Annotated in this window: 20 protein-coding genes and 1 pseudogene; 4 read left to right on the top strand and 17 right to left on the bottom strand. The window is 52.0% G+C overall.

All coding sequences use genetic code 11. From position 1 onward, the window contains the following. Positions 1-2: 2 nt before the first annotated feature. The 3 genes from DCCM_RS13040 to glgP all read right to left on the bottom strand — a co-directional run bounded on the left by DCCM_RS13040 (position 3) and on the right by glgP (position 4,751). Positions 3-1,460 carry a beta-propeller domain-containing protein gene (locus DCCM_RS13040; RefSeq protein ID WP_104372833.1) on the bottom strand — a complete coding sequence of 486 codons (1,458 nt, stop codon included), beginning with the start codon at positions 1,458-1,460 and terminating at the stop codon, positions 3-5. Next, positions 1,450-1,995, bottom strand: coding sequence for an RNA polymerase sigma factor (locus DCCM_RS13035; RefSeq protein ID WP_104372832.1), 546 nt, complete (start codon positions 1,993-1,995; stop codon positions 1,450-1,452). Before DCCM_RS13035 ends, DCCM_RS13040 begins: the two co-directional genes overlap by 11 nt. Before the next feature lie 209 nt (positions 1,996-2,204). Further along, positions 2,205-4,751, bottom strand: coding sequence for an alpha-glucan family phosphorylase (glgP, locus tag DCCM_RS13030; protein ID WP_104372831.1), 2,547 nt, complete (start codon positions 4,749-4,751; stop codon positions 2,205-2,207). Between the two features lie 173 nt (positions 4,752-4,924). On the opposite strand from glgP, the gene DCCM_RS13025 reads away from it, so the two are divergent. The 3 genes from DCCM_RS13025 to DCCM_RS13015 all read left to right on the top strand — a co-directional run bounded on the left by DCCM_RS13025 (position 4,925) and on the right by DCCM_RS13015 (position 6,730). Next, positions 4,925-5,758, top strand: a complete 834-nt coding sequence (locus tag DCCM_RS13025) for an AraC family transcriptional regulator (RefSeq protein WP_104372830.1) — start codon at positions 4,925-4,927, stop codon at positions 5,756-5,758. A 51-nt stretch (positions 5,759-5,809) separates the two neighbouring features. After that, a complete protein-coding gene (locus DCCM_RS13020; RefSeq protein WP_104372829.1) occupies positions 5,810-6,307 on the top strand; it encodes a GNAT family N-acetyltransferase in 498 nt (165 codons plus the stop codon). Between the two features lie 183 nt (positions 6,308-6,490). After that, entirely contained in the window at positions 6,491-6,730 is a 240-nt protein-coding gene (locus DCCM_RS13015; protein ID WP_104372841.1) for a hypothetical protein, read from the top strand. A 183-nt stretch (positions 6,731-6,913) separates the two neighbouring features. Here DCCM_RS13015 and thrC read toward each other — a convergent pair whose 3' ends face one another. The 5 genes from thrC to DCCM_RS12990 form a co-directional block, all read right to left on the bottom strand. Further along, positions 6,914-8,413 (bottom strand): threonine synthase, encoded by a 1,500-nt coding sequence (gene thrC / locus DCCM_RS13010; protein WP_104372828.1) that lies wholly within the window; start codon positions 8,411-8,413, stop codon positions 6,914-6,916. A 174-nt stretch (positions 8,414-8,587) separates the two neighbouring features. Continuing rightward, the gene (locus DCCM_RS13005; protein WP_104372827.1) at positions 8,588-10,741 is read right to left on the bottom strand and encodes a Tex family protein; all 2,154 of its coding nucleotides are present in this window, start codon (positions 10,739-10,741) and stop codon (positions 8,588-8,590) included. A 17-nt stretch (positions 10,742-10,758) separates the two neighbouring features. Then, a complete protein-coding gene (locus DCCM_RS13000) occupies positions 10,759-11,184 on the bottom strand; it encodes a peptidylprolyl isomerase (protein WP_104372826.1) in 426 nt (141 codons plus the stop codon). Between the two features lie 51 nt (positions 11,185-11,235). Next, positions 11,236-12,474 carry an HD-GYP domain-containing protein gene (locus DCCM_RS12995; protein ID WP_104372825.1) on the bottom strand — a complete coding sequence of 413 codons (1,239 nt, stop codon included), beginning with the start codon at positions 12,472-12,474 and terminating at the stop codon, positions 11,236-11,238. 123 nt (positions 12,475-12,597) lie between these two features. After that, the gene (locus tag DCCM_RS12990) at positions 12,598-15,930 is read right to left on the bottom strand and encodes a cation-translocating P-type ATPase (protein WP_104372824.1); all 3,333 of its coding nucleotides are present in this window, start codon (positions 15,928-15,930) and stop codon (positions 12,598-12,600) included. 649 nt (positions 15,931-16,579) lie between these two features. On the opposite strand from DCCM_RS12990, the gene DCCM_RS12985 reads away from it, so the two are divergent. Continuing rightward, on the top strand, positions 16,580-16,888 hold the full coding sequence (locus tag DCCM_RS12985; protein WP_104372823.1) for a hypothetical protein: 309 nt from the start codon (positions 16,580-16,582) through the stop codon (positions 16,886-16,888). A gap of 41 nt (positions 16,889-16,929) precedes the next feature. On the opposite strand, the gene DCCM_RS12980 is transcribed toward DCCM_RS12985, so the two are convergent. The 9 genes and pseudogenes from DCCM_RS12980 to DCCM_RS18700 all read right to left on the bottom strand — a co-directional run. Beyond that, positions 16,930-17,202: a DUF1294 domain-containing protein gene (locus DCCM_RS12980; RefSeq protein WP_104372822.1), complete on the bottom strand. Its 273-nt coding sequence runs from the start codon at positions 17,200-17,202 to the stop codon at positions 16,930-16,932. A gap of 181 nt (positions 17,203-17,383) precedes the next feature. Beyond that, positions 17,384-18,343 (bottom strand): hypothetical protein, encoded by a 960-nt coding sequence (locus DCCM_RS12975; protein ID WP_104372821.1) that lies wholly within the window; start codon positions 18,341-18,343, stop codon positions 17,384-17,386. Positions 18,344-18,604: 261 nt separating this feature from the next. After that, entirely contained in the window at positions 18,605-18,943 is a 339-nt protein-coding gene (locus tag DCCM_RS12965; RefSeq protein WP_104372819.1) for a type II toxin-antitoxin system PemK/MazF family toxin, read from the bottom strand. Continuing rightward, a complete protein-coding gene (locus DCCM_RS12960; protein WP_104372818.1) occupies positions 18,927-19,148 on the bottom strand; it encodes a hypothetical protein in 222 nt (73 codons plus the stop codon). The genes DCCM_RS12965 and DCCM_RS12960 overlap by 17 nt, the downstream gene beginning before the upstream one ends. A 428-nt stretch (positions 19,149-19,576) precedes the next feature. After that, a complete protein-coding gene (locus tag DCCM_RS12950) occupies positions 19,577-19,897 on the bottom strand; it encodes a hypothetical protein (RefSeq protein WP_104372816.1) in 321 nt (106 codons plus the stop codon). Between the two features lie 581 nt (positions 19,898-20,478). Beyond that, on the bottom strand, positions 20,479-21,096 hold the full coding sequence (locus tag DCCM_RS12945) for a hypothetical protein (RefSeq protein ID WP_104372815.1): 618 nt from the start codon (positions 21,094-21,096) through the stop codon (positions 20,479-20,481). A gap of 218 nt (positions 21,097-21,314) precedes the next feature. Further along, positions 21,315-22,169, bottom strand: coding sequence for a S1 RNA-binding domain-containing protein (locus DCCM_RS12940; RefSeq protein WP_104372814.1), 855 nt, complete (start codon positions 22,167-22,169; stop codon positions 21,315-21,317). A gap of 71 nt (positions 22,170-22,240) precedes the next feature. Continuing rightward, complete coding sequence (locus DCCM_RS12935; protein WP_128739151.1) at positions 22,241-24,232, bottom strand: type IV secretory system conjugative DNA transfer family protein; 1,992 nt, start codon at positions 24,230-24,232, stop codon at positions 22,241-22,243. A 75-nt stretch (positions 24,233-24,307) separates the two neighbouring features. After that, positions 24,308-25,295: pseudogene (locus DCCM_RS18700) on the bottom strand (hypothetical protein); the annotation flags it as partial.

Genomic DNA, 25,295 nt, shown 5'->3' with positions numbered 1-25,295 from the left:
CTCTATTCAACCCCCTTTAGCGGCCGTTCGTCCACAAACACCCGGCTCAATATCACCGTGTCGCCTTCCCGCCGGCAGGTGGCCAGCCACCTGGCATCCGGACCGAAGCCGATGTATTCAAAGGTATTGGTTTGACCCGGGTACAGAGTTCTGGGCTCCCGGACGCCGTTCAGCTCCAGGCGCCTCATCCACTCCAGTTCCACCGCTCCGGGAGAAGTATCCGCAGTGGCCAGCAGCTGCCCGCCTTTCAGAAGGGTCTCAGCCTCCCCGGATTTTACCGGGGGCTTCACCTCCGAAGCTTTTTTGCCCAGATACACTGCCCTGGCGGTACCGGTAAGCTGCTGCACCGTGAATTGCGGGGACCCGTCGGGCAGGTAGCTGAGCACTCTTTCCTTCAATTTCAAGTCCACATAGGCCAGGTAGCCGTTTGAGCCCCAGGAGGGCAGGCTCCCCTCTCCCAGCAGCCTCTCCCGGCCGGTCTCCCTGTCCACCAGCCATAAACGGGATATCTCCTTGTTTTCCGCCGGCCCTGAAGCGCCGGCGACCGGTGCGGGATAGTCCCTTTGCACCACCAGGGCCGAAACGTCCGGCGACCAGGTGGGGTGCCGTCCGGGTCCAAGGCTGTACGTCTTTTCCTGGCCAGGAGATTTTGCCTCTTTTCCCCCGGTCTCCAGAATATATACCTCTTCTCCGCCGCCCCTTTGCCCCGCGGTATATGCCAGGGCGGTTCCATCCGGGGACCAGGTCAGGCTGCTGACATTCATTCCCGGAGCAATCTCCTGCAGCACCTTCGCCCCGGCCAGGGCTGCGCGTAATATGCCGTTTAAATTTCCCCAGTTATAATCGGCGGGCAGGGACACAAGGATAATTTCCTGGCTTCCGCCCTCTTTTTGCCTGGCCAGGGCCAGTTGTTTACCATCCGGGGACCAGGCCGGGCAAAGATATTTTTCCCCCGGGGGCGGGATGACGGGCTCCGACTGCCCGCCGGTTTCATCCAGCAGCAGCAGCGACCCTCTCAGGGTCAGCATCATTATGGAGCCGGCGGGATCAAATGTGGGGGCGGGCACTGTGTCATCGGCCCTGAAACGGCTCAATATCCTGGTCTCCCCGGCTTCCAGCGCCATGGGAACACTATTCTTAAGTACCACAAAAATTAGCGCAATCAACACCGCGGCACAGACAATTCCCGAAAACAGCCATTTTCTCCGGGGCATTGCCCCGGGCCGGGGTTGTTCAACAGCGGTCTCCGCCGCTCCCGCCGCGGCGCTTCCGGCCATCCGGCTGCGCCTGGCCAGTTCCCTGCGAAGTTCTTCACGCAAAACATTGTTTACCGGAACAGTATCCCTGACCTTTCGCATATGCTGCAGCAATAAGGGAAGGTATCCCTCTTCGTCGTTTTTTTCCCCTTTTGCTTTCTTCCAACCTTCAATGTCGGTCACTTTGTCTTTATTATCCGTCACGGCTGCACTCCCCCCTGTCCCTGTCCATAAGCGACCTGAGCAGCCTCAGCGCCCGGTAGTGGATCATTCTCACCGCGGATTCCGTTTTGCCCAGCACCTGGGCAATCTGCCTGAATTTTAAATCTCCCATGTAGCGCAGTGATATAACATCCCTGTAATCCAGCGGTATGCTTTCAAGCTGTTTTCTAAGCTGCGCCAGTTCCTCCAGGTGCAGGTAGGCCTCCTCCGGCTGGTCGCTGCCGCTGTCCGCGGCCACCGCCACTTCGCTGATATCCACCGTTTTGCGGCGGGAGCGCATGTAGTCCACATATGTATTGTGGCAGATGCGAAAGAGCCATACGGCCACGGGAGCTTCCCCCCGGAAGCTGTGAAATTTTTCCATGGCCTTGATAAACACCGCCGCGGTAAGATCGTCGGCGTCCCACACATCCGGCACCCGGTAGCGCAGATAGCGGTTTACGGCATCAAATTGCCGGTCGTAAAGCTCTTCGAAGCTCAATATTTCCTTTTCGGTATCCATCTGAGCGGAGGGCATTGAATTACCCCTTTCTTCTCATCCCCCGCGGCGCCTGGCGGGAGAATGGAATCTGTCATTATAGACGCTGCCCGGGGGCAAAATGTAACATATTTTATATTCTACAAAAAATTTTATTTCCCTGAAACGAGACAAGGGGACGGTTCCCCTGACTCACTTTTCAAGTGAGTCAGGGGAACCGTCCCCTTGTCTCGCTATTAGCTTCTGTCCTAATCCAGCCCGTGGGCCCAGGTAACCAGGGGCATTTCAAATTTATGGGTGAAGTCCGGACTGCTGGGTCTGACCCTGACGGTGTACCCCAGGGAGCCCGGAGGAAGCAGCAGTTTGCCGGCAAAAAGATAAGTGCCTTCCTCCAGCTGTTTTTCCATCTCCATGGGAACGGTTTTTATTCCCGTGATACTGTTGTTGAGAGCTTCGCCATAGGCTATTTCCACCACCACGTCTTTATGCCATATGCTCCCCAGGTACACCCTGGCATGAACCTCCAGGCTGTCCCCGGCGCTCAATCCCGAATAGTTGCCTGTTTCCACGGAGGTCACCGATACCTGGTGCCAGTTATTTTTCAAAAACTCCTTGAAAGCTTCCAGACGGGCGGCCACGGTAAAATTTTCCCGGCGAAAGTGCACCCCCCTGGCTATGCCCGGAATATAGTAGCGTTCCGCATATTCCCTGACCATGCGGTGGGTGCTGAAATATGGGACGATGGTTTTTATGGAATTTTTCATATATTTTACCCACTGGACCGGTATACCGGCTTCCCTCTGATAATAGAGGGGAATAATTTTTTCTTCCAGCATGGAGTAGAGAGAAAGGCTGTCCTCCAGATCCTGGATTTCCTCATTGCAGCAATCTTTGCCCTCCCCGATGGCAAAGCCGTTTCTTCCATTGTAGGCCTCCGGCCACCAGCCGTCCAGCACGCTGAAATTAAGCCCCCCGTTCAGCGCCGCCTTCATGCCGCTGGTACCGCTGGCTTCCTGGGGCCGGCGGGGGTTATTGAGCCAAACGTCCACCCCCTGGACCAGGTGCCGGGCAACATTGATATCATAGTTTTCCAGGAATATTATCTTTCCTTTAAAAGGTTCTTCCCTGGTGATATCATTAATTCTTTTGATCAATTCCTGGCCGGGATGGTCGGCGGGATGGGCCTTGCCGGAAAAAATTATCTGCAATGGCCTGCCGCTGCTGTTGACCAGCTTTACCAACCTCTCGTAGTCCCTGAATATCAGTGTGGCCCGCTTATAGGTGGCAAACCGGCGGGCAAAACCGATGGTCAGTATTTCCGGGTCGAGGAATTTATCCACCTCTTCCACCCGGTGGGTGGGCTCGTAATTCCTGATGCGCTGCATTTTCAGCCGGTGCCGGATAAAATCAATGGTTTTCCTTTTTAAGCTCATATGCACGGCCCAGAGCGTATCATCAGGAATGTTTTCCACCCGCTCCCACATATCCGCCTGGCTGATTTTATCGTACCAGTCGGGCGCCAGGTACCGGGAGAAAAGCTCTTTCATATCGCCTGCCATCATGGTTTGGGAGTGCACACCGTTGGTTATGTGAAAAATGGGAACCTCCTCAGGGGGTATGGAGCCGAAAAACTTGCTAAACATGCACCTGGAGACATGGCCGTGAAGTTCGCTGACACCATTTACAAAATCCGCGAAATTCATGGCCAGAAAGGTCATATTAAATACGGCCCGGTCATGATCCCAGCCCAGGCAGATAAATTCATCCCTGCTCATTCCCAGTTCGCTGTAATAGTGGCCGAAATAATGATCCATCATTTCCGCCGAATAGGTGTCATGACCCGCGGGAACGGGAGTGTGGGTGGTAAACAGGGTATTGGCCTGAACGGCTTCGGCGGCCACCTGGGGACTTATTCCATTTTGGACCTTCTCCCTGAGGCGCTCCAGGCAGAGAAAGGCGGCGTGCCCCTCATTGATGTGCCACATGTGCGGATTTATTTTCAATTCCCGCAGCGCCCTGACGCCACCGATTCCCAGCACAATTTCCTGGGCCATCCTCACGTCTTTGTTGCCCCCGTAAAGCTGGGCGGTAATGTCCCGGTCCTCCCGGCAATTCCGGCCCATGTCGGTGTCCAGCAGGTAGAGTTTTACCCGGCCCACCTTTACCTCCCAGACCCTCACATAAACCTTGCGCCCGGGCAGCGCCACCCGCACCAGCACTTCCTTGCCGTCCTCGCCGGTGACTGGAGACATGGGCATTTCATGGAAGCTCAGGTAGGGATATTCAACCTCCTGGCGGCCTTCGGAGTTTATTCGCTGGGTAAAATAGCCGTGTTTGTATAATAGCCCGATCCCCACCAGGGGCACTCCAAGATCGCTGGCGGATTTCAGGTGATCCCCGGCCAGCAGGCCGAGTCCTCCGGAATAAATGGGATGGGACTCATGAAGTCCGAATTCCGCCGAAAAATAGGCAATCCCCTGCCCGGCCTGGCCGGGGTAGCGGGACTGATACCACTTTTCCTCCGTCATGTAGCGGTCGAAACGTTCCATGACCTGCCTGTACAGGCTGATGTATTCCGGGTCCCCGGCCGCTGCCTGAAGCTGGTCCTGCTTCACCCGGAGAAGAAATTTAACCGGGTTATGGTAAACATCTTCCCACAATTGCCGGTTTATGCGAAAGAAAAGCTCCCTGGCCGGCCGGTCCCAGCTGAACCAGAAGTTATAGGCTATTTCATTAAGCCTGGATATGTTGTCCGGCAGCCTGGGTATCACCGAAAGCGTACAAAAAGAATACATAGCATCACCTTTTTTGTGAATTCAAATAAAATGTGCCCCAAAACAGTCAGATAAATTCACCGGATAGAGGTATAATTTAGAAAGCGGCCAGAATTTAAAGGCGGTATGCCATTAACCGGGTTAAACTTTTAACAGCGACCTCCCCTGCTTAAATATTCAAGGCGGTGACTTAAATGGTTAAAGAGCAAATAAAAATGCGGGTTTTGCCCCACCTGGACAATATGGAAATATTACAGGCAACCTATGTCACCCAGTCCTTCTCCCGGCATACCCACGACGGATTTGCCATGGGCGTTATCGAAAGGGGCGCGCTGAAATTTTATTACCGGGGTGAAAATATAGTTGCCCCTCACGGCCAGATCAACCTGGCCATTCCCGGCGAGGCCCATAACGGACACGCCGCCTCGAATGAGGGCTGGACATACCGCATGTTTTACCTTGAGCCGGCAATGCTCCGGCAGGCAGCTTCAGAAATAAAAGGCAAACCGGGAGACATACCTTTTTTCCGGGCCGGGGTACTCCGGGACGATGCTATGGCCGCTGTCCTTCGCCGGCTCCATATACTGCTGGAAAAACCGGAAACACCGGTAATTGAACAGGAATCCCTGCTGTTGTGGACACTGTCGCAGTTTATTATGCGCCACGCCGATGGCTTTTACCAATTGCGGCCCGCCGGCAGGGAACAGCAGGCCGTCAGGAAAGTCCGGGAATATATTGAAGACAATTTTAATGAGGATATTTCCATCAAACAGCTGTCGGCAATGGCCAATTTGAGCCCCTTTCATTTGATCCGGGTTTTCCGCAAGGAGGTGGGAATCCCGCCCCACGCCTACCTGAAACAGGCCAGGATAAAAAAGGCCAAGGCTCTGATTGCCTCGGGACTGCCCATCGCCAGGGTTTCCATGGAAACGGGATTCACGGATCAGAGCCACCTCACCAGGCATTTCAAGGGCATCACCGGAATCACCCCGGGCCAATACAGCAATTTCATACAAGACCTTCACTAATTTAATTTATAGAATTTAACTGCTTAAAAAATTAAATTTGGAGGGTCCGGTATGATCAGAAAGTGTGCAGAAGGGGATTTTGACTCCATTCATTTCATTATTAACGAGGCCTCCCGGGCATATAAGGGTGTGATTCCGGAGGACCGCTGGAAAGAGCCCTATATGGACAGGCACGAACTACGCCGGGAAATCGGCCATGGGGTGCTATTCTGGGGCTATGAGGAGGGGGGCCGCCTGGCAGGGGTAATGGGTATACAGCATGTTGAGGATGTAACCCTTATCAGGCACGCCTACGTAATAACCGCAAACCGCAGAAAGGGCATTGGGGGAAAATTGCTTTCCTTTTTGCTGGCGCGAACGGAAAAACCCGTATTAATAGGCACCTGGGCGGATGCGGATTGGGCCGTTAATTTTTACCAAAAATACGGCTTCCGGCTGGTCACCCCGGAGGAGAAGGATATGCTGTTAAAAAAATACTGGTCGGTGCCGGAAAGACAAGTGGAAACTTCTGTGGTTTTAGCGGAGGAAAAGTATTTTAAGCCACGGTAGAATTTATATCAATCAGGCCCCGGGGAAATTAAACCCCCGGGGCCTCCGTTCGTCCGTTAAAAAGTTTTGCTTAAAAGACAATACGCAAATATGATAGAATATTAAGGAATGTTTTGTGGAGCTCGATCTAATTTGCCGGATGTTAACGATAGTCAATTCAAAATCAGAAAGGTGAAAAGTGCCATGAGTGTAAATGCAGTCAAAAAACCTATATTTGTCGGCGAACTGGTGGTATATATGGACACCCCGGAAGAAGCCAGGGTGATTGAAATAGACTGCCGCTACGAGCTGAACACCACCGCCAATTCCTGCACCTGCTGCACATACCGGTTCGGCTCCCGGCGGGACCCGAAATTCCAGTGCCGCCACATGGCGGCGGTGCGCAAAGTCATGAACGGTGAGGTTACCGTAGAGTCCGAGTAAATTATAGCCGCCGCCCGGTTTCTAAATATAGAAGCACAGGCGGCGGCTGTTTTCAATCCACTCCGGGAAAATTCCACAGTCCGGCAAAACCGGAACCCGGACCTACTGGCGGAGCCGCACGGCGCGGCTGGCACCGGCAGGCCGGAGGCCGGAGGCCGGACGAAGTATTGGAAACGACTCCGGTTAAATCCCCAAAAAATCTAACACAGCCCGGGGCATCTCCTCTCCGGCCACCACCCTTTGGTGCAGAACCGGCCTGCGCTCCAGGCCCCTTAGCCCCGCGGGTATTTCCATTAAACTCACCTGGGCCAAAACCTTAAGCAACTCAAATTCGTTCTTTCCGGCCACAGCCTCTTCGCCCAGCAGGGCCTTTACCACGCTGGCATTGAATTTAAAGGGACTGGCTGTGGACACAATAACGGTTTTGGTGCGGTCACCGGTCTGTTCCACGTACTTTTTGTAGACATCCAGCCCCACGGCGGTATGGGTGTCCGCCACGTATCCGGTACTCTCATAGGTGTCCCTGATGGCAGCCATGGTTTCCCGGTCATCACTGAAATCGGACCAGAACAGCGACTGCAGCCGGGAATATATCTCCCTGCCCACCCGGTAGACGCCATTCTCCTTCAGATCCTGCATCCAGCCCCTGACCGAGGCTGTATCCCTGCCGGTAAGCTCATAAAGCAGTCTTTCCAGGTTGCTGGAAATCAGTATATCCATGGAAGGCGATATGGTTTTGACAAACCGCCGGTTGCGGTCGTAAACCCCTGTGCGGATAAAATCGGTAAGCACATTGTTCTCGTTGGCCGCGCAGATCAGCCTGTTTACCGGCAGGCCGGCCTCACTGGCGTAAAACCCGGCCAGTATATTGCCGAAATTGCCCGTGGGCACCACAAAATTAACCGGCTCGCCCCCGGAAAGCTTGCCTTCCTTCAAAAGGTCCAGGTAAGCGCTGAAATAATACACAATCTGCGGCGCCAGGCGGCCCCAGTTGATGGAATTGGCGGATGAGAAGCGAAAACCCTTCTCCCCCACCATTCTGTTCATTTCCGGGTCGGTGAAGATGGCCTTGACACCGCTCTGGGCGTCGTCAAAATTCCCCCTCACCGAAGCCACACCCACGTTGCCGCCCTCCTGGGTGATCATCTGCAGCCTCTGCACCTGGCTGACTCCCTGGTCCGGAAAAAACACAAAGATCCTGGTTCCGGGAACATCCTTGAACCCCTCCAGGGCAGCCTTGCCGGTATCCCCGGAGGTTGCCACCAGAATTACTATTTCGCCCTTTTCACCGGTTTTGGCAGCCGCCCTGGGCAAAAACCGCGGCAGTATCTGCAAAGCCATATCCTTGAAGGCGCAGGTGGGACCGTGCCACAGCTCCAGCACGTAGGTTCCGGATTCCAGTTCCTTTACCGGGGCTATTTCCTCCACATCGTAATTGGTGGTATTGTATGCCCCGCCGGTGCATTCCTCCAACTCGGCGGCGGTGAAATCAGTAAGGTACAGGCGCAAAATTTCCGCCGCCCTGTCCCGGTAAGTCATGTCTTTCATTTTCCGCATAACATCCGGACCCACCGTAACCGGCGCATCCGGCACAAAAAGCCCTCCGTCGGGGGATATACCCATTTTTATGGCCTCGGCGGAAGACACCGCCGGCTGATTTCCCCTGGTGCTGACGTAAAACATTTTAAGGTTTCCTCCTGAAATAATATTAAATTTTTATTCTATCTCCCCGCCGCAAATCCCTTCAAAGTTGCTTTAGGGAAAAGAGCTGGCAAGGGGGCGTGAGCTGGCAAGGGGACGTTTCGTTTGCCATCACCAGTGATGGCAAACGAAACGTCCCCTTGCCAGCTCTTAGAACTAATTTAATCCTTTCATTGACAGGGCGACTCTTTGACGCGCGGTATCCACTTCCAACACCCGCACGGTTACCACGTCTCCCACCGCCACGGCATCCATGGGATGCCTCACAAACCCGTCGCTGAGCTGGGAGCGGTGCACCAGGCCGTCAACCTTAACCCCTATATCCACAAAGGCGCCAAAATCCACCACGTTTCGCACCGTGCCCCGCAGTTCCATACCCGGTTGCAGATCCTCCATTGAAAGCACGTCGCTGCGGAACAGGGGGCCGGGTAAATCCTCCCGGGGGTCTCTGCCGGGCCGGCTCAGGCTTTCCAGGATATCCCTGACCGTGGGAAGCCCTGCCCCCAGATCGGCCGCCACCTTTTCCGGGGCATTTTGTTTTAGCCTGGAGCGGAGTTCGGGAGTTCCCGCCTGATTGGGGGCACAACCGCACAGTTCCAGAATTTTAAGCGCCAGTTCATAGGATTCGGGGTGTATTGATGTTCCGTCCAGGGGGTTCCCGCCACCCGGGATGCGCAAAAAACCCACGCACTGCTCAAAGGTTTTGGGACCCAGGCGGGGCACCTTCTTAAGCTGACCCCTGTCTGTAAAACGCCCTTTTTCTTCCCGGAATTTTACTATGTTTCCGGCAAGGGTCGCGCTGATACCGGAAATATATGAAAGAAGCGGGGCGGAGGCGGTATTTAAATCACAGCCGACGTGATTCACCACGGACTCCACCACCGTGGTCAGGCTTTCCTCCAGCCGTTTGGGGGCGACGTCGTGCTGGTACTGGCCCACCCCCACCGAGCGGGGCTCTATTTTAACCAGCTCCGCCAGGGGGTCCTGCAGGCGGCGGGCTATGGAAACAGCGCTGCGGCCGGTAACGTCCAGTTCGGGAAACTCCCTGGCGGCCAGTTCCGAGGCTGAGTATACGCTGGCCCCGGCTTCGTTGACGATAATGTACTGCAAATTCTTTTTTCCATAGCCCCCGATAAAGGAGACCACAAATTGCTCCGTTTCCCGGGAGGCGGTGCCGTTACCTATGGCGATAATATCTATGCCGTATTTATCCGCCAGGCGCCGGAACTCCAGCAGGGCTTCCTCCACCCGTTTTTGCGGCGGGGTGGGGTAAACCACACCCACCTCCAGCATTTTGCCCGTATCGTCAACCACCGCCCATTTGCAGCCGGTACGGTAGGCCGGATCCACCCCCAGCACGGTCTTTCCCTTGACCGGGGGCTGAAGCAAAAGCTGCCGCAAATTTTTGGAGAATATCAATATGGCCTGCTCATCAGCCCTGTCGGTTAGTTCATTGCGCACATCCCGCTCCACCGCCGGGGCAATGAGCCTGCGGTAGCTGTCTTTAACCGCCGATAAAACAATCTGGGAGGTCACGGACGGGGTTTTCACCCGCATCCGGGCCATGTATTCAAGTATTCGCTCCTCGTCCACCTCCACGGCGACCTTCAGGAACTCCTCCCGCTCACCCCGGTTGACCGCCAGCACCCGGTGAGGGGCTATTCTGCTCACCGGCTCCCGGTAATCGTAATACATTTCATACACGGAAGGCGCTGCCGCCTCCCTGGCGGCGGAACGGAACACACCGCTTTTAAAGGTAAAATTTCTTATCCAGCTTCTGATATCCGGATCATCGGATATTTCTTCCGCCACTATATCCATGGCCCCCTGAAGGGCCTCCTCCGGAAGGGCGACACCCTTTTCCGGGTTTAAATATTGGGCTGCCTCCTCCAAGGGCTGGCCCAGGCGGGGAAAGGAAAGAAGATACCGGGCCAGCGGCTCCAGTCCTTTTTCCCTGGCCACCGACGCCCTGGTTTTCCTTTTCTGCCGGTAGGGGCGGTAAAGGTCTTCCACCTGGGTGGGCTTTTGAGCGCTCAATATCCTTTCCTTTAATTCCGGAGTCAGTTTTCCCTGCTCCTCAATGAGGCGGATTACCTCTTCCTTCCGGAGGTTTAGATTCCGGTAAAATTTGAGCCTTTCCTCAATCAGCCTTATCTTCACCTCGTCCAACTCCCCGGTTACCTCCTTGCGGTAACGGGCGATGAAGGGCACCGTATTGCCGTCGTCCAGAAGGGCCGCGGTTTTTTCCACCTGGCCCGGAGTTACCTCCGACTCACCGGCGATTATTTGAAAAAGTTCCCGGTCATCCATGCAAAACCTCTCGCTTTTTATTCCTCGGTTACCGCCAATTTGTTCATTTTGTCCCCGGGCGCTATTTTATCCACCACGTCCATACCTTCCAGCACCTTTCCAAAAACGGTGTGCACCCCGTCCAGGTGAGGAAAATCTCCCAGGCAGATAAAGAACTGGCTGCCCCCGGTGTCCCTGCCCGCATGCGCCATGGAAAGAGCGCCCCGCAGGTGTTTGTTGGGGTTTATTTCGCACTTGATCTGGTAACCCGGCCCGCCGGTGCCGGTGCCGTGGGGGCAGCCCCCCTGGATAACAAACCCGGGCACCACCCGGTGGAAGGTTAAACCGTCATAAAAACCTTTGTTTATAAGGGATTCGAAATTGGCAACGGTGTTTGGAGCATCCTTATCGAACATTTCCAGCACAATATTTCCCTTGTCGGTCTGAATGGTAGTCTTTTTCAAAAAAATCATCTCCCAATATTATATTCTTCCACATTATGCCCCGGCTGGCGGTTAAATAGCAACAGGGGCTTCCTGTATTTTCAATTGCCGGTAAATTTCCCAGGCTGTATCCATGTTTTGAGCCAGCACGTCCATTACTTCGCCGTCGATATGGTTTTTTTCCACTTCCCGCCACATTATTTCCTTTATCTTTTGGGGCGGCATCCCCTGCCGGTAGGGACGGTCCTCCACCAGGGCGCTGAAAATGTCCGCCACCGCCATTATCCTTGCGCCGTGGGATAATTGCCCTCCCCTGAGATGGAACGGATATCCGCTGCCGTCCAGCTTTTCGTGGTGGTATCCGGCCCATTCCCTGATTTCCTCAAATCCGCTGATCATTCCCAATATCCTGTAAGAGTAATATGTATGCTGTTTAATCAAATCGTGCTCCCCGGCAGTCAGCGGCCCCGGCTTTTCCAATATGCTTTCCGGTATGGTCAGTTTACCCAGATCGTGCATCAGGCCGGCCAGCAGCATCATATCACATTTTTCCGGGCCGTAGCCCATTTTACCCGCCAGCATCCCCGCAATGGCCGATACCAGCCTGGAGTGACGGTGGGTGAAGGCGCTTTTGCCGTCGATGATTCCCGCAAAAATGTTCCCCAGGTTTAGCAAATCCTCCATTCCCAGGCTTACGAAATCCGTGGCCGCCTCTTCTTCCAGCTGGTATTGAAGAAATTTTGACAGCAAATCAAACCAGAAGCTCTCCTTCACCGCCACCTGTTCCATTACTTCCACCAGTACCGGGTCAAAAAGAGCCCCGGACAGGCTTTTCAGCTTGGCCATTATTTCTTTCCGCTGCTCCAGAACCCAGCGGTCATAACCCACCAGCACGTCTACCCGGTCGGCCAGGTGGATTATCCTGCTCTCCAGGGGTATGGACTCCCCGGCCAGGAAGGATTCACCGGAGCCGTCCCAGCGATCGTGGTGGTGCAGAATAATATTCGAAACCGGCACAATGCCGTCCAGGCCCCTGAACAATTTTGACCCGCTCCTGCAGTGCCCCCACGGATTTATCACATCAAATTCATGCAGCAGGGATTTTTCCCTCCAGGTGCTGACCCCGGCGTCATGAACCAGAGCCGCCCTGATCATCCTTTGTTTGCTGGCCGGAGAAATCCCAAGTTCCTCGGCAATTCTCAGAGAGATAAAGGCCACCCTTTGATGGTGGCGCATCAAACCGTGCCTGGAAAAATCCATGGCCAGGGATAGCGTCAGCAATAGCTTGTTTAAATCTGTTTTCTGTTTCAATTAGCCAGACCACCCCGGTAAATTTTACATGTTTTTGTTTATTGTTTCTTCATATATGATTTTTTTCCTCCAAATTTTTCAGCAATTGTTATGGTTGGAAGACGGAAAAGCAAGAACTGCCCTTTATAGGGGCAGTTCTTGCTTTTCCGCCGGATCCTCAGGTTTAACTCCTTGCAAGAAAGAGGCAATCACTCTTTCCAGAATGAAAGTCAGTCCCGATGCGCCCAGCACACCGGCCACGTCTTTCATTCCCAGGGGCACGGTTTTTAATATTCTCCTTCCATAAGGAAGATAAATGGCGCCACCGAGCAATGCCGCCGAGAGCGCCACCGAGCCCGCAAGATAGCGATTGTTGCCATCCTTTTTCTCTCCGCACTCCAGGGCGAACAACAGTTTACCGGCCGCAAAGGTGGCCATGGCCACTGTCCTGGCCCTGGCCAAATCACCCTGTTTTAACAGCCTGTGATAGGCTTCCAAACCCACCAGGCCGGTGGCCAGCCCCCTGCTGATGATCTGGCTGCCCAGGCTGTGGGCAAAAAATTTTTCTTCAACAGGCCTGGGCGGCCTGTCCATCAGATCCCTGGCCGGCGGCTCCACCCCCAGGGCCAAAGCCGGAAGGCCGTCCCCCAGTACATTCAGAAACAGCAGCTGAAGGGGTATCAGTGGAACGGGCAACCCCAGCAGTACAGCCGTAAAAACCAGAAATACCAGGCCCACATTGGTGGATAAAAGATACCGCACGGATCGCCTGATGTTGTTGTAAATCCCCCTGCCCTGTTCCACGGCGGGAAGCAGAGTGGCAAAGTTATCATCGGTTATTATTATATCGGCAGCCTGTTTGGTTACGTCGGTTCCGGACTCGCCCATGGCCACCCCGATATCCGCTTCCCTTACCGCGGGCGCGTCATTAATTCCGTCTCCTATCATGGCCACAACTTCCCCCTGCTGCCGGAAGGTTTTCACCAGCCTCAGCTTCTGCCCGGGCAGAACCCGGGCAAACACCCTTACCTCCCGGAGCGCTTCGGCCAGCTCCAGGTCGTTTAAGCGGTCAATGTCCTGCCCGGTTAAAACTTTATCGCCGGAGGAGATGCCCACCTTTTTGGCCACCGCCAGGGCTGTGTAAGGGTGGTCTCCGGTGATCATGGCCACATGGATGCCGGCGCGCCTGCTGACGTCCACAGCCCGGGCAACTTCCGGCCGCACCGGATCAACCATACCCACAAGGCCTAACAAGGTCAGGGAATCTTCCGGGTCGCCCGCATCGGGATTATCCAGGCTCCGGTGGGCTATGGCCAGCACCCTCATGGCCTCACGGGTCATTTCACCATTGATGTTCAGTATTTGCCGCCGCTTTAATTTATCCAGCGGCTCTTTTTCACCTTTAACCAGAATATGCGAGCAAAGCTCCAGCACCACCTCGGGGGCGCCTTTGACAAAAGCCGCGCAACCATGGTCAGGGTGCCTGCAAATGACTGTCATCATCAAACGCCCGGCATCAAAGGGTATTTCTTTGATATGGGTCCATTTTTCCCGTACCTCTTTATAATTTGTTTTATTTCCCAGGGCGGCCAATAAAAGCGCACCCTCGGTGGGATCTCCCTCCACCCGCCATTTTTGCCCGGCGCTTTTTGGCCCTTTGCCGTCACACCGCCTTAACTCCGCATGGTTGCACAATATCCCGGCTGTGACAAGTGACTCCAAATCCTCCGGGCGGCATCCGCCGCTGTGGGGCTTTAAGGTGTTATCCCCGCCTGCTCCGGCCTGCCAGAAGCCGCTGCCGGTATATACCCTCTGCAAAATCTGCCTGTTGCGGGTTAAGGTGCCTGTTTTGTCGGTGCAGATTAAGGTAACGTTGCCCAGTGTCTCCACCGCGGGCAGGTTTTTCACCACCGCGTTTTCCTTTGCCATCCGCCTCACCCCCGAGGCCAGGGCTATGGTTACCACCGCGGGCAGGCCTTCTGGAATCGCAGCAACCGCCAGGCTCACACCGGTTAAAAACATTCCAAAGGGCGAGCCGCCCCTTAAAAGACCCGCCAGTACGACCATGGCGCTGACCGCCAGGCAATATTTTAAAATAACTCCGCCCGCTTCGGCCATACGCCTTTGCAGCGGCGTGGGAGGGCTCTCCTGCCTGTGGATCATTGCGGCGATTTTACCTACCTCGGTGTTCATCCCGGTTGCCGTGACAATCCCGGCGCCGCGCCCCCTGGTAACGTTGGTACCCATAAAGACAAGATTGGAACAATTCAGCAAGGGTATGCAGTCCGCGATATGGCCGGCGCTTTTGGCCACGGGGTAGGGCTCGCCTGTGAGGGCAGATTCCTCCAATTCCAGGCAACTGGCCTCAATTATTCTTAAATCGGCGGGAACACCGTCTCCCTGCTCAAGAAGAACAATATCCCCGGGCACCAATTGCTCCGCGGGAACCCTGTCAACCTTTCCGGCTCTTCTCACCCTGGCGGTGGGCGCCGTAATTTCAGACAGGGCCTGTAAGGCCCCCTCCGCTTTATGTTCCTGCAGGGCTCCCAGCAGGGCGTTGACCACGAGAATGGCAACGATAGCCAGAGCGTCGGTAAATTCGCCCAAAACCGCGCACACCAGGGCCGACACCATTAGAGCCTTGACCAAGAAATCTTTAAACTGCCCGCGCATCCTTGCCAGCAGGCCAACCGGCCGCTCTTCATTAATCTTGTTCCGGCCGAATACCTTCAGGCGGTACTGAACCTGTTCTTTATCCAGTCCCCTGGTCAGGTCTGATTTCAGCCTGCTCAGCACCCCGTCAAGGGTCATGGAGTGCCAATTGCCTTTCAGGACGGTATCCATACCGCACTGGCCCGTGGCTAAGGGAGCTGCAGCGGCGCTGTCAAGGGCCGCTGCAATCTCGCGCTCCACTTCCCTCAGGGTTTTTACATTCCGGTGCCCCTTGGACGACAGCAGCCTGAAGGAGTTTACCCCCACGGCCATTGATATGAAATTGTTATATACTTTTGCCATCATTGGAGGCAGTTTTCCGGGCGGAACATCCCCCACCTCGCGGGATTCTTCGGGAAGCGCTCCTCTTCCGTCAAAAATAATGGTATCCACCTTTGATAAAATCTCCAGGGTCCTGGAATCCCCGCAGTAAATTCCCATTCTTCCGGATTTAACCATGGCGGTGGGGGAGGTAGTCTGATGGTTAACAGCCGCAGCCGGCCTGCTATATACCGGGACAATTTTTTCCAGCAGTTTTTTTTCGCTTAATCGCCTGACGTCGTATTCCACCAGCAAACTCCCTGTCAACGGGTTTGCCTTGATACGGCGGACATGGTCAATTAGCTTTATTCCGGCCGCCAGTGTATCAGCCATGGAACTGCTGCCCTTCAGGCCGGGCACATTAAGCCTGACCCTCCCGGGCAGGCTGTGGATGACGGTGATATTCGGGACCCCAGTTAATGTTTGGTTGCAATTATGGCTCATTGTTCACCTCCTTTCATCTTAAAATGTCAAATTTTCACTCTCATCCCATCGGCGGCAGCCGATAAGAATTTTACAATTCCCGGCTGGAGGAATATTAGTGGTTATTTTTCTCCAATTTTTAATTACATTATCCCCTTCATCCGGAGAACAAAGTTGACTCGTGGCAGTATAAAATCCCGTGCCGGATAATGCCATACAGGTTGATTTACTATAATTCAAAAAAATCACTGCAAAATCCCTTATTCCGGTTATCGGCAGCTGCACCTGCAATACCTGGGGAAAGCTGCCTGATGTAAAACATTACCCGGCGGCTGTTCCAGCAGTTATGAATAAAAAGGCTGCTGCCCGAGGACAAGGTACAAATGGTGTACCACAGACTGAAACAGGGCGGGATAGTTATTTTATTTCAAACCACATCTCTTTTTTATAAAACCTTTAAGAATTAGAAAATTAAATATATTACACATTTTGGGCAATAGCCCGATAAAATTACAGCCGGTATTTACTTCGCCCGGCTTTTTTGTTCGCAATGGACAGCTTTTTTACCATAAATAATGTTTATCTCAAAAATTAATTTAAAAGCCGGTTTGACAAACAAGTTAAAATTAATAATAATATAATAGTAAAATTTATTGAGGAGGGGCTACGTTTGGCTTTTGAGGTTTATAAACCGCGGGGAGATAAAAAAGAAAAGGACGCTATAGTTTCCTTTTCTAAAACATCAATTGTCTTCAATAATGTTGTAAGAGAAAAGCTGGCCAGCAAAAGAATTGAGCTGGCTTACGACCAGGAAAAAAATATTCTCAGAATACGGCCCGCTGAGAATGGTAGCGGCATGGAGATTAAGAAAACCAAAGTATTTGGTAAGGGCTTCTTCAATCACTTCGATATTAATAAAAAGGGCAAATTCGCCGCGGAATATAATGAAAGTGAAAATGCTTTTTACGTGAAGCTTTAATAATAAAGCCTTGACCTGCCGGGTTGGGGCTTTCTATTTTGTTATAAAATGCCCAGGTATACCAGCCGGGCAATTATTGCCGCCTGTATCAAAAAAATAATGGGTACTCCCACGGAAAATTTTAAATGCCTGGTTTTGTGGCGAAATATTTTCAGCCCCGCATAAATGCCCGGGGAACCGCCAGCCAGGGCTATCAGCATGAGACTGTTTTCCGGAATCCGCCAGGCACCGGCCCGGGCCTTCATTTTATCCAGGCCCATGCTCAAAACCCCCGCAATGTTAACCGCAATGATGTAATAAATAAGCCAGCTCATTTTTCCTTCCCCTCCCGCGCCATAATCTCATCTTTTGGCATAATAGCACTTTTTATAAAAAATGCGCAAGCTACTGTTTCTTTTTTAAAAAAGGAGGCTGCCCCTGTTTTCAGGGGCAGCCTCCTTTTTTATTAATATCCGGCGGCACCTTTTGCCTCCGGGCCGGTTTGTGCCGCCTTGGTTAAATTTTCTCTTCTTCCTGAATTGTGACCTTCTCACTCCAATTTTCCTCGAAGCTGTTAAACGGGCTTTCAAATATCTGCTCCGGGGGAATTTCGCAGAAGTTTCCCCCGGAGGATATCCTTACCCGGATCTCGGGAAAGAAATTGTCGGTTCCGCCCACAACCCCGTATATCCGTGTTTCCAGTTCGTCCTTATCATCTTCACGGCCGAAATGGGCTGAAAAATAGTTATGGCTGTGCAGGTCGAGAACCAGAAGGTGTTCTTGTTCCGGGCCGTCGCGCTCCGCGTCAATGCTGAGGGCGGTAACCCTTTGCTCGGGGCAATGTATGAAATACTCCCTTTTTTGTCGATCCCAAAAGAACTGAACCATACTTTCGTAATATGTGCTTTTGAAAAAGGCAATGGCCCGGGCCAGAAGGCTGAAGGGAATCGGGGGCAGGAACGGTTTAAACCCGGATTCCCAGAGGTCCAGATCGGCAACCTTGTCCGTCATGGCGCTGAATATGCCTATTTCGTTTTTTCTGATCTCGTAATAACCGTGCCGGGCCGCAAGTATATTTACCACCCGTGCCGGGCTTTCGGCCATCTCCCGCACCGACAGGAAGTGCTTCCTGCCGTTTCCCTTTTTTATCGACTTTATCCGGGGAAAAATAATGCCTGTTTTCATGTCATACTCCATGACAGTACGTTCCCTGGCAAGTTCGGGATAATAACGTTTTTGGAGATCCTTGCGGATATCTTCCAGGGTCATTTTTCCGTCATCATAAATATGTTTATTACCATAGATACAAACAACCCTGGGGTTGCCGGCGGACTTTCCGTTACGTCCTTTTGCTTTCCCGGTTTTTTTCTCATTGCCGTCTCCGGCAGTTTCCAAAAGGGCAATGACTTCACCGTTATTTTCTTTTTCGGGGCCTCCCAGTATGTCTAAATAACTTTGTTGATTTAAGTTACTCATTTTAATTTACCTCCCTTATTATTTTGGTTTAATGCTATAACCTGCGGCTTTTGGCAACAGGCCGGTTTTCTTTGAATTTCCCTTTCCCGGAAATATACAGCCACTGCCGGCACGGCAATCAGTTTTAACCGTTTCCTTTTCTCTCCTTTCCCGTCTCCCGCCCTGTGCGGGAGATTATTATCACCCGCACAGGCAGTGGACAGGGAAAAAGCCTTCAAGAAACAAAAAAACCCTTGCCGCTTGATAATCACGGTAAGGGTTTTAGTTGGGATTGAGGCTCAGCAGTTCTGCCAGAAGCCGTTTTACCTCAAAGTATTCTTCCTCCGGCAAGGAGCCTATTTTTTTAAGCAGCGCGCCGGATATGGTCAGGAGCTGCCCCGCCCTTACCATGGACGGGGCCCTTAATCCTGACGTCTTCCAGCCTTCCACCTTGTAATCGTACCGGTTTTTGGCCGGCCGGCTTGATATGGCGGCTACCACAGCGTTCCTGGTAGTGATATTCTGGTCCTCGCTGCTTACCACCAGCACCGGCCGCCGTTTTGCTCCGGTTTGGTCAGGGAAGTTGAACAGGGCGGTTGCAATTTCACCTTGTTTCAGCATAGGCCTTGTCCACCTCCTCGTCGTCCCAGTCGTCAAAAATTTGACGAGGGTTCTGGAGAGGTATGGACAACTTCTTCTCCAGTATCCGTAATAATTCCACCTGCTGCTCCAGGGTCAGCGCTTCCACCTGTTTTAAAATATCCTCCACCTCTTTGGTCATTGCAGTCACCCCTTCTTGATTATACCACAGGGACAGTCCTGCCATGATGTATCAGCCTCCTTTTGATTATAATATAAAAAGCCCCGGTTACGTCCTGATGACATGCGGGGCAATTTTTTGGGTTTATTGACGGCTGGATTAACGCCGGCTTTTTTTACGCGCTGCATTACTGCATTCTTAGGGTATGCCAATACTCCGCCTTCACCCTTCCAGTGGCGCTCCTGCAAGCATCCTCCACGGGGGCCCTGCGGTTTACACGCTTCAAGCGGTCTACAGGCGCCTGAAGCAGAACTACCGCACCCTTGCCCTTCTCTTCCACGGTCCTGGTATCAATGGGGCTAGGTGCCATTAAAGTTATATTATTCATAATATAGCATAAATTTTCATCATTAACAATAATTTATTTAAAAAATAACAGGTTTTTATAACTAATTTCATGAAACGGCTGCCACTTCCGCCAGGCAGGGGTTTAATTAATCCGGCCGCCTCTCCCACTGTGGATTGCTGTAGCGCTGTTTGCCGGCTTCCCACAACATTGTTACGGTACCTTTTAATTCTTCCTTGCCCGCTATGCCGGCGGGATATAATTCCACCCATTTTACATATCCGGGCAAGATCCCCAGCTCTTCAAAGAAAAGTTTTGCCACATTGGTGGCAATAAATTCAAAGTTGTTGGTTATGCTGCCTTTGCCGATATTATCCTGGATAACAGTTATAACGGTTTCGTAGGGGTTTTTTAACTCGATTTTTATTTTACACAAGCCTATACTGTAGGCCGGCAGCAAAAATGGCATGGGGAATTCATAAGTTCCGGGATGAAACCAAATCCTCTCTATATCATTTCTCCTATTGAAAGGATTTTTAAATATATCAAACCCTCCTTCCGCTGGAAAAACTAAAAATTATGGGCCACCCGATATTGGAATACCGGGTGACCTTTGGGGTTGAAACAGTACATTTTTTGTTATTAAGTTAATTTTCTGGTTATCCAAAATAAAAAGCCCTAGTATTATCCACCGGGACATACTAAGGCTTTTGGTTTAAGTTATGCGGTTCGCCAATACAGGCTTGCCGTTTATACGCCGCCACACCTTTTTGGCATGCGCGTATCCCGCCCTCACCCTTCTCGGTGTGCCAACTGACTGCATAATCACCGGGGGCCTTACGGTTTACACACCTCTGTGCAGCGGTCAGAGTGCACAGGGTAGAACTCTTGCGCCCGTGCCCTTCTCTTTCCTGCTTTATGGCAGGCGGGGGCTTGACACTATGTTTATGGAACTAAAATATGTAAACATTATAATGGCTTCCGCAACATTTTGTAAATATTTTTTGGTTGATATTTAAAAATATTTCCAATTGCCCGGGTGGGTTGGAACTAACCGAATATATCAACAGTTTCTTTTTCAACAGTGTCGGCCTCCCTGTTATAACTGTAGAAGGCTTCGTTTAAGGACTTGAAACAAAGCTCATAGTCCGTGGTAAACCTTGCGGGAATGTTAATATTAAGTGCTATTTTCTCTATTTGCTCATGCTCCTCGCATATTACCATTGCCCTGTTTAAATCCGCCCAGCGCACCTCCCTTGCTATTTCCCCAATGTCGCCCCTTACAACCAGCACCGGAAATTCCCTGTTGTTGATTATTATCACTGAAGTTAAGGGATAAGGGGCCTGCAGCGCCTTACTGTCCATGGAATGGTGTATTCGCAGATACAACTGGTTAAAAACCAGTATTTTTAATATCTCCTTCAACTCAACCCGCGCCCACCAGTTGGGCTGGTAAGGCTTGTTCAACAATTTACAGCCCGCAGGGCCAAGGGTATATATTACCATTGTTTTGTTTTTGTTTTTAAGCACATGCCTCAGTAAATAACCTTTCTTTCCCAGCTTCTTTAACGATTTGTCGCCGTTTTCCATGTTATTCGACCAGAATCTGGCGCTGAGCTGCTTGGCTGTGACTATCCTTAACTGGTCGGTGACTTTTAAAAGAGCCATCAGCCTGTCCGGCAGGGAGCTAATGGTATTAGCTCCCTGCCATCTGGGATCGACTTTATTCCAGGCAACTTCATAGTTCTGCTTAAATGAAAAAGGCGATAAAAAAGCAGCACTCTTTTTTTCGTAAGGTAAACCTATTTTAAACCCTCCCTTGATCAGAAAATTAACACGCCCGCAAACTTGACAGCGGCTTGAGATTACAGTTTTTTGGCAAAAAATTAACGGAATTTAAACCTCTTTTTTATAAATCCCTCTATATGCCGCTTTTGAGGGTCTATTTTTGTTATTACAACCGTAACTTTCTCACCAATACCCGGGCGTATTTCCTCCCTGCGCTGTTTGGCCAGAAGATCAACGCCGGGCTCGAGATTGACAAATATTCCGTAGTCCGGCAGACCTGTAACCACCCCCAGGACTTCCATATCCTTTGAGTATCTCTTGGTGGCGTCGGGCCACGGGCAGGGCAAGAGATCCCTTAACGATACCTCGACCCTTTGCTTTTCCCTGTCAATGACTATTATCTTCACGTCGAAGCTGTCGCCGACTTCCACCAGTTCCCGCACATCGTTAACCCAGCCCCAGGACATGTACCTTGCCGGCAAATCCGCAAGTATTCCTCCTATATCGACCTTGACCCCCCTAAGATTAACTTCCCTTACAACCGCTGTGCGGGTGTCGTTTTCTTTGACGCTTTCCCAGGTTGCCTTGGACATTCTCTCCAGGGCGTACTGGCGGCTGCCGATAAAAAGATTGCTCTCCTTTTCAATGCCGATAACTTTAAAGGCTATGATCTGGCCCATCAGCTTTCTCAGTTGCTCCTTGCCGGCGCAGCCGGAAAAGGCCAGGGGGATTATTCCCTTGACGTACTCCTTCATTACCACTGCGCAGGGCATCTTCTTTTCTTTTTCCTCTACTCTTATGGTGTGCTCTTCAATAGCCATAACGATACCCTGGAGCAGCGTGTTCCGGTTTTGCCTGGATGCCTGGATATCCGGCCAGGGGTCCTTCACGAAGGATTTTTTTTCACCGGTAAAGCCTTCAGCCTGAGTAATGTTTACCACTTTCAATGCCATTTTTTATTACCTCCCGTTTTTTTAATTAAAAAACAGCCCTGTAAACGGCTGCTTGGCTGCCCTGGACCTTGCTACTTCCAGAATCCGTCTTTTTTTGTTTCAGGTGGCCGGTTTTGAATGGCGTTGCCGCCATTTGTCTTTGAAGCCGGCCCGCCGGCATTGCCGCTGCTTTGCTTTGGCGATGGCGCCGGCGTATTGCCGGAACCTTCCCGTTCTAAAAAATTTGAGTCCCGCTCCCCGGGCGGCATAAATCTGATTGTTCCCTTTTCCGCCTGCTGTTTTTGGGGCGGCAGGACGAAGGAGGGCGGCTTTAATTTTTCCACATCCACAAGCTTGCCCGTTCCCTCCCCGGGCGGCTGCAGACGGGCGTTTTTAACGATACGGTAAATAAATTGGTATCCCTCCAGTTCCATAAGCTCCGTATAGGTATACCTTTTTTCAAGGGTCCTGGTTGTCCGGTAACTTTTAGCCCAGGGTGACGGAACAATTATTTTGTTTTCATAGGTTGACTGTTTCATTTCTACTTCCTTTTCCCCGAATTCATCTGAAAAAAGTTTTGCATCGGTTGCATCCATGCCCCCGAACACTACCTTGTTTCTAAATAGGGTCAGGTATGTCTTTGTGTGTTCAATCTTTCCCAGCCTCAGTGTCAGCTGAGAAGTGGATTGTATGCCCGCGGTGGTCATGTTTCCGTATTTACGTCCAATTGCCAGCAGGTCCTCAAAACCGATATCGGGGTTTAAGTATTTGGGCAGTTCGTCAATGTACAGGGCGTGGGAAACCTGCCAGGTCTCCCTGGGCTTCCGGTATATTGCGGCTATCAGGTGCATCAATATGTACTGGCCCCACACCTCACTGAGCTTTTTCATTAATTCGCCCATGGCGGTATTGACTATCAATACCCCGCCGTTTCTTAAATGGGTGTCCAGGTTAATATCGCTGTTGCCGGAAAGCACCCTTTTCAGCAGCCGGTTGCCCCCTATATCCTCCAACTGCTGGCGCAGGCCGGCGGCGAACTGGTGGTATTTATCCTTCATGGAGCCCAGAAGTTCAAACTCAAAATACTGAACCAGATCCGCTTCACCTTGCCTGCTTTTCAATTGGTTAACGGTTGCCTGCAGTTTCCCTGCGTCCCTGAGGGTGCGGAGCACATCCATAATATCCAGGTTGTCCCCCCGCAGCTCCTTTAATAAAAGAACCGTGTTTCTGGCGGCGGTCTGCTGTACCTGTCCGAAGAAAGATTCCTGTTTCCCGAACAAGGCGGCAAGAACACTTCTGGTGGCCTCGGCGGCTATTATCTTATCACCCTGCAATACATTGAATTTTTTTGTATTTTCGTTGGTCGGGTCCACATAGACATAGGGAACACCCGCCTTATCACAGATAAGGGCGGCTTCATCGGTAAGATCCTTTGTGGGCTCAATCACCGTCAGAGCCATTATGTTACCCCGGGCTATCCGGCTAATGTCCTGCTCTATCAAGGGGACAAACATGCTCCTGGTTTTGCCTGTCCCGGTGGTGCCGAATATCGCCGTATTCAGGAACCGGCTTTTGGCCTGCAGGGTTACTGGCTTTTTAGTTTTCCTGTCATAGCATAAAACCGTGTCGAGGCAGTCCGGCTTTTCACCCTTTTTTGCCTCTTTAAGCCGGAACAGAAAAGAAGGGACGGGACTTTCCCCGCTTCCCAGGGCTTTCATATCCCTGCTGTTTTTAATCGCCCTAAAACCCAGCAATAAAAAAACCATCACCAGGATGATTTCCATAAACAGCATTATTTTTAGATATTTAACCGGCTCCGGTATCAGCTTGTCCGGCATGTTTCGCAGATACCTGTAAAGCGGCCCGGATGTGTACTGGACAATGGCCCAGGCGGACATTGCAAATACCGAAACAATATATGGCAGGCCGGCTCCGGCCAGGCCGCCCGCCAGGCCGGCGGCGATTAAAACCGCGCTTATCAGGGCGGGTACCGTGGGTGGATTGGGCAGGGCAGCCAGGCTGCAGGCAAAACCCAGGATCCCTATCGCCGACAAAACCACCCCCATGAAATTAAAGCGACTCACACAGGCACCACCCCTATCTTTAAAATTAATACACCGGCAACGCTATAACATCTAAGCCGGTGATATAAAAGGACTCTAATTTTTTCTTCCTTTCAGGACTACGTTCCAATCCGTATAGGAGGTGCCCGCGACCTCCGCAATATCAATATCATATGGTTGCTCAACCCTTAAGTGCGCGCCATTGCCAACATCTGTAATCCCCTCCAAAAGAGTCCTGATTACCGTCGCGTCTCCGGCGATGAGCACTTCCGGCCTTGACCATATCTCGCAGGATATCCTGTTTGTCGCCGAGCCCCAGGGAAACAGGGTTGTCAGGTTATGGACCGTTGCCGTGGTCTTTTCCCCTGTTGAACTGCTGTGGTAATAAAAATTCGCGCCCAGGGGCAGGGTATTAACCGGGCCGATGGAGTCCACCAGTATAACAACCATGCCGTTGGCTTTAATTTTCGGCAATGGGTTGGTGCCGTAATCAATCATGACATGTGTTGCAGGGTTGTTTAAAACCGGCACGGGCTGTCCGTTGGGCGGATTCCCTATCTTAGACACCCTCAGTCTCTCCAGGGCTATAATCTCAAAGTCCTGGCCGTTGACCCAGGGGCTCTCCAGTCCCCACGCATCCCATACCTTGATTCTCCAGCCGTACTGCCAGGCCCGGGAGTTCCACCATACCGACGGGCTTACCGGGGTGGCGGCCTTTGGATAGAAATACAATTGTCCGGAACTGATCACCATGCCTGTATCCATTACTGACGTGCCTGTACGGGTGGTAAAGGGTATTTGATAGGCATACTGCCTGTTCCCCGAATCATAGTGGGTATCCACCCAGATTAACCAGCTAAAGCCCGGCTCCGTATGCAGGAACCGGCCGCCCGTGAGACCCCCGGAGATCATTGAGGTCAGCGATGTTCCCGTGATAGACGGTATTGAGCGCGTATCCGCAATAAAACCCGTGCTGATGTTGCCCGAACCGGAACCGTCCCTGAACTGTATTTGCACCGTCTGGTTTGAGGTATAGCCTGCGAATTTCACATCCGGGGCCAAGCCGGAAACCGTACGCCAGCCT

The organism is Desulfocucumis palustris (genome assembly GCF_002933875.1).
In the GTDB taxonomy this organism is placed as follows: Bacteria; Bacillota; Desulfotomaculia; order Desulfotomaculales; family Desulfocucumaceae; genus Desulfocucumis; species Desulfocucumis palustris.
The sequence above is the reverse complement of the archived record's forward strand: the minus strand, read 5'-3'. Positions and strand labels throughout refer to the sequence as shown.

Excerpts from the sequence above, each read along its gene's own strand:
- thrC (WP_104372828.1), bottom strand. The coding sequence starts at position 8,413 with ATGTTTTACGTCAGCACCAGGGGAAATCAGCCGGCGGTGTCTTCCGCC.
- DCCM_RS13025 (WP_104372830.1), top strand. The coding sequence starts at position 4,925 with ATGGTTAAAGAGCAAATAAAAATGCGGGTTTTGCCCCACCTGGACAAT.
- DCCM_RS12965 (WP_104372819.1), bottom strand. The coding sequence starts at position 18,943 with ATGCTGAAACAAGGTGAAATTGCAACCGCCCTGTTCAACTTCCCTGAC.
- glgP (WP_104372831.1), bottom strand. The coding sequence starts at position 4,751 with ATGTATTCTTTTTGTACGCTTTCGGTGATACCCAGGCTGCCGGACAAC.
- DCCM_RS13015 (WP_104372841.1), top strand. The coding sequence starts at position 6,491 with ATGAGTGTAAATGCAGTCAAAAAACCTATATTTGTCGGCGAACTGGTG.
- DCCM_RS13020 (WP_104372829.1), top strand. The coding sequence starts at position 5,810 with ATGATCAGAAAGTGTGCAGAAGGGGATTTTGACTCCATTCATTTCATT.
- DCCM_RS12980 (WP_104372822.1), bottom strand. The coding sequence starts at position 17,202 with ATGAGCTGGCTTATTTATTACATCATTGCGGTTAACATTGCGGGGGTT.
- DCCM_RS13005 (WP_104372827.1), bottom strand. The coding sequence starts at position 10,741 with ATGGATGACCGGGAACTTTTTCAAATAATCGCCGGTGAGTCGGAGGTA.
- DCCM_RS12975 (WP_104372821.1), bottom strand. The coding sequence starts at position 18,343 with ATGAGTAACTTAAATCAACAAAGTTATTTAGACATACTGGGAGGCCCC.
- DCCM_RS12960 (WP_104372818.1), bottom strand. The coding sequence starts at position 19,148 with ATGGCAGGACTGTCCCTGTGGTATAATCAAGAAGGGGTGACTGCAATG.
- DCCM_RS12940 (WP_104372814.1), bottom strand. The coding sequence starts at position 22,169 with ATGGCATTGAAAGTGGTAAACATTACTCAGGCTGAAGGCTTTACCGGT.
- DCCM_RS12990 (WP_104372824.1), bottom strand. The coding sequence starts at position 15,930 with ATGAGCCATAATTGCAACCAAACATTAACTGGGGTCCCGAATATCACC.
- DCCM_RS13035 (WP_104372832.1), bottom strand. The coding sequence starts at position 1,995 with ATGCCCTCCGCTCAGATGGATACCGAAAAGGAAATATTGAGCTTCGAA.
- DCCM_RS12945 (WP_104372815.1), bottom strand. The coding sequence starts at position 21,096 with ATGGCTCTTTTAAAAGTCACCGACCAGTTAAGGATAGTCACAGCCAAG.
- DCCM_RS12950 (WP_104372816.1), bottom strand. The coding sequence starts at position 19,897 with ATGCCATTTTTGCTGCCGGCCTACAGTATAGGCTTGTGTAAAATAAAA.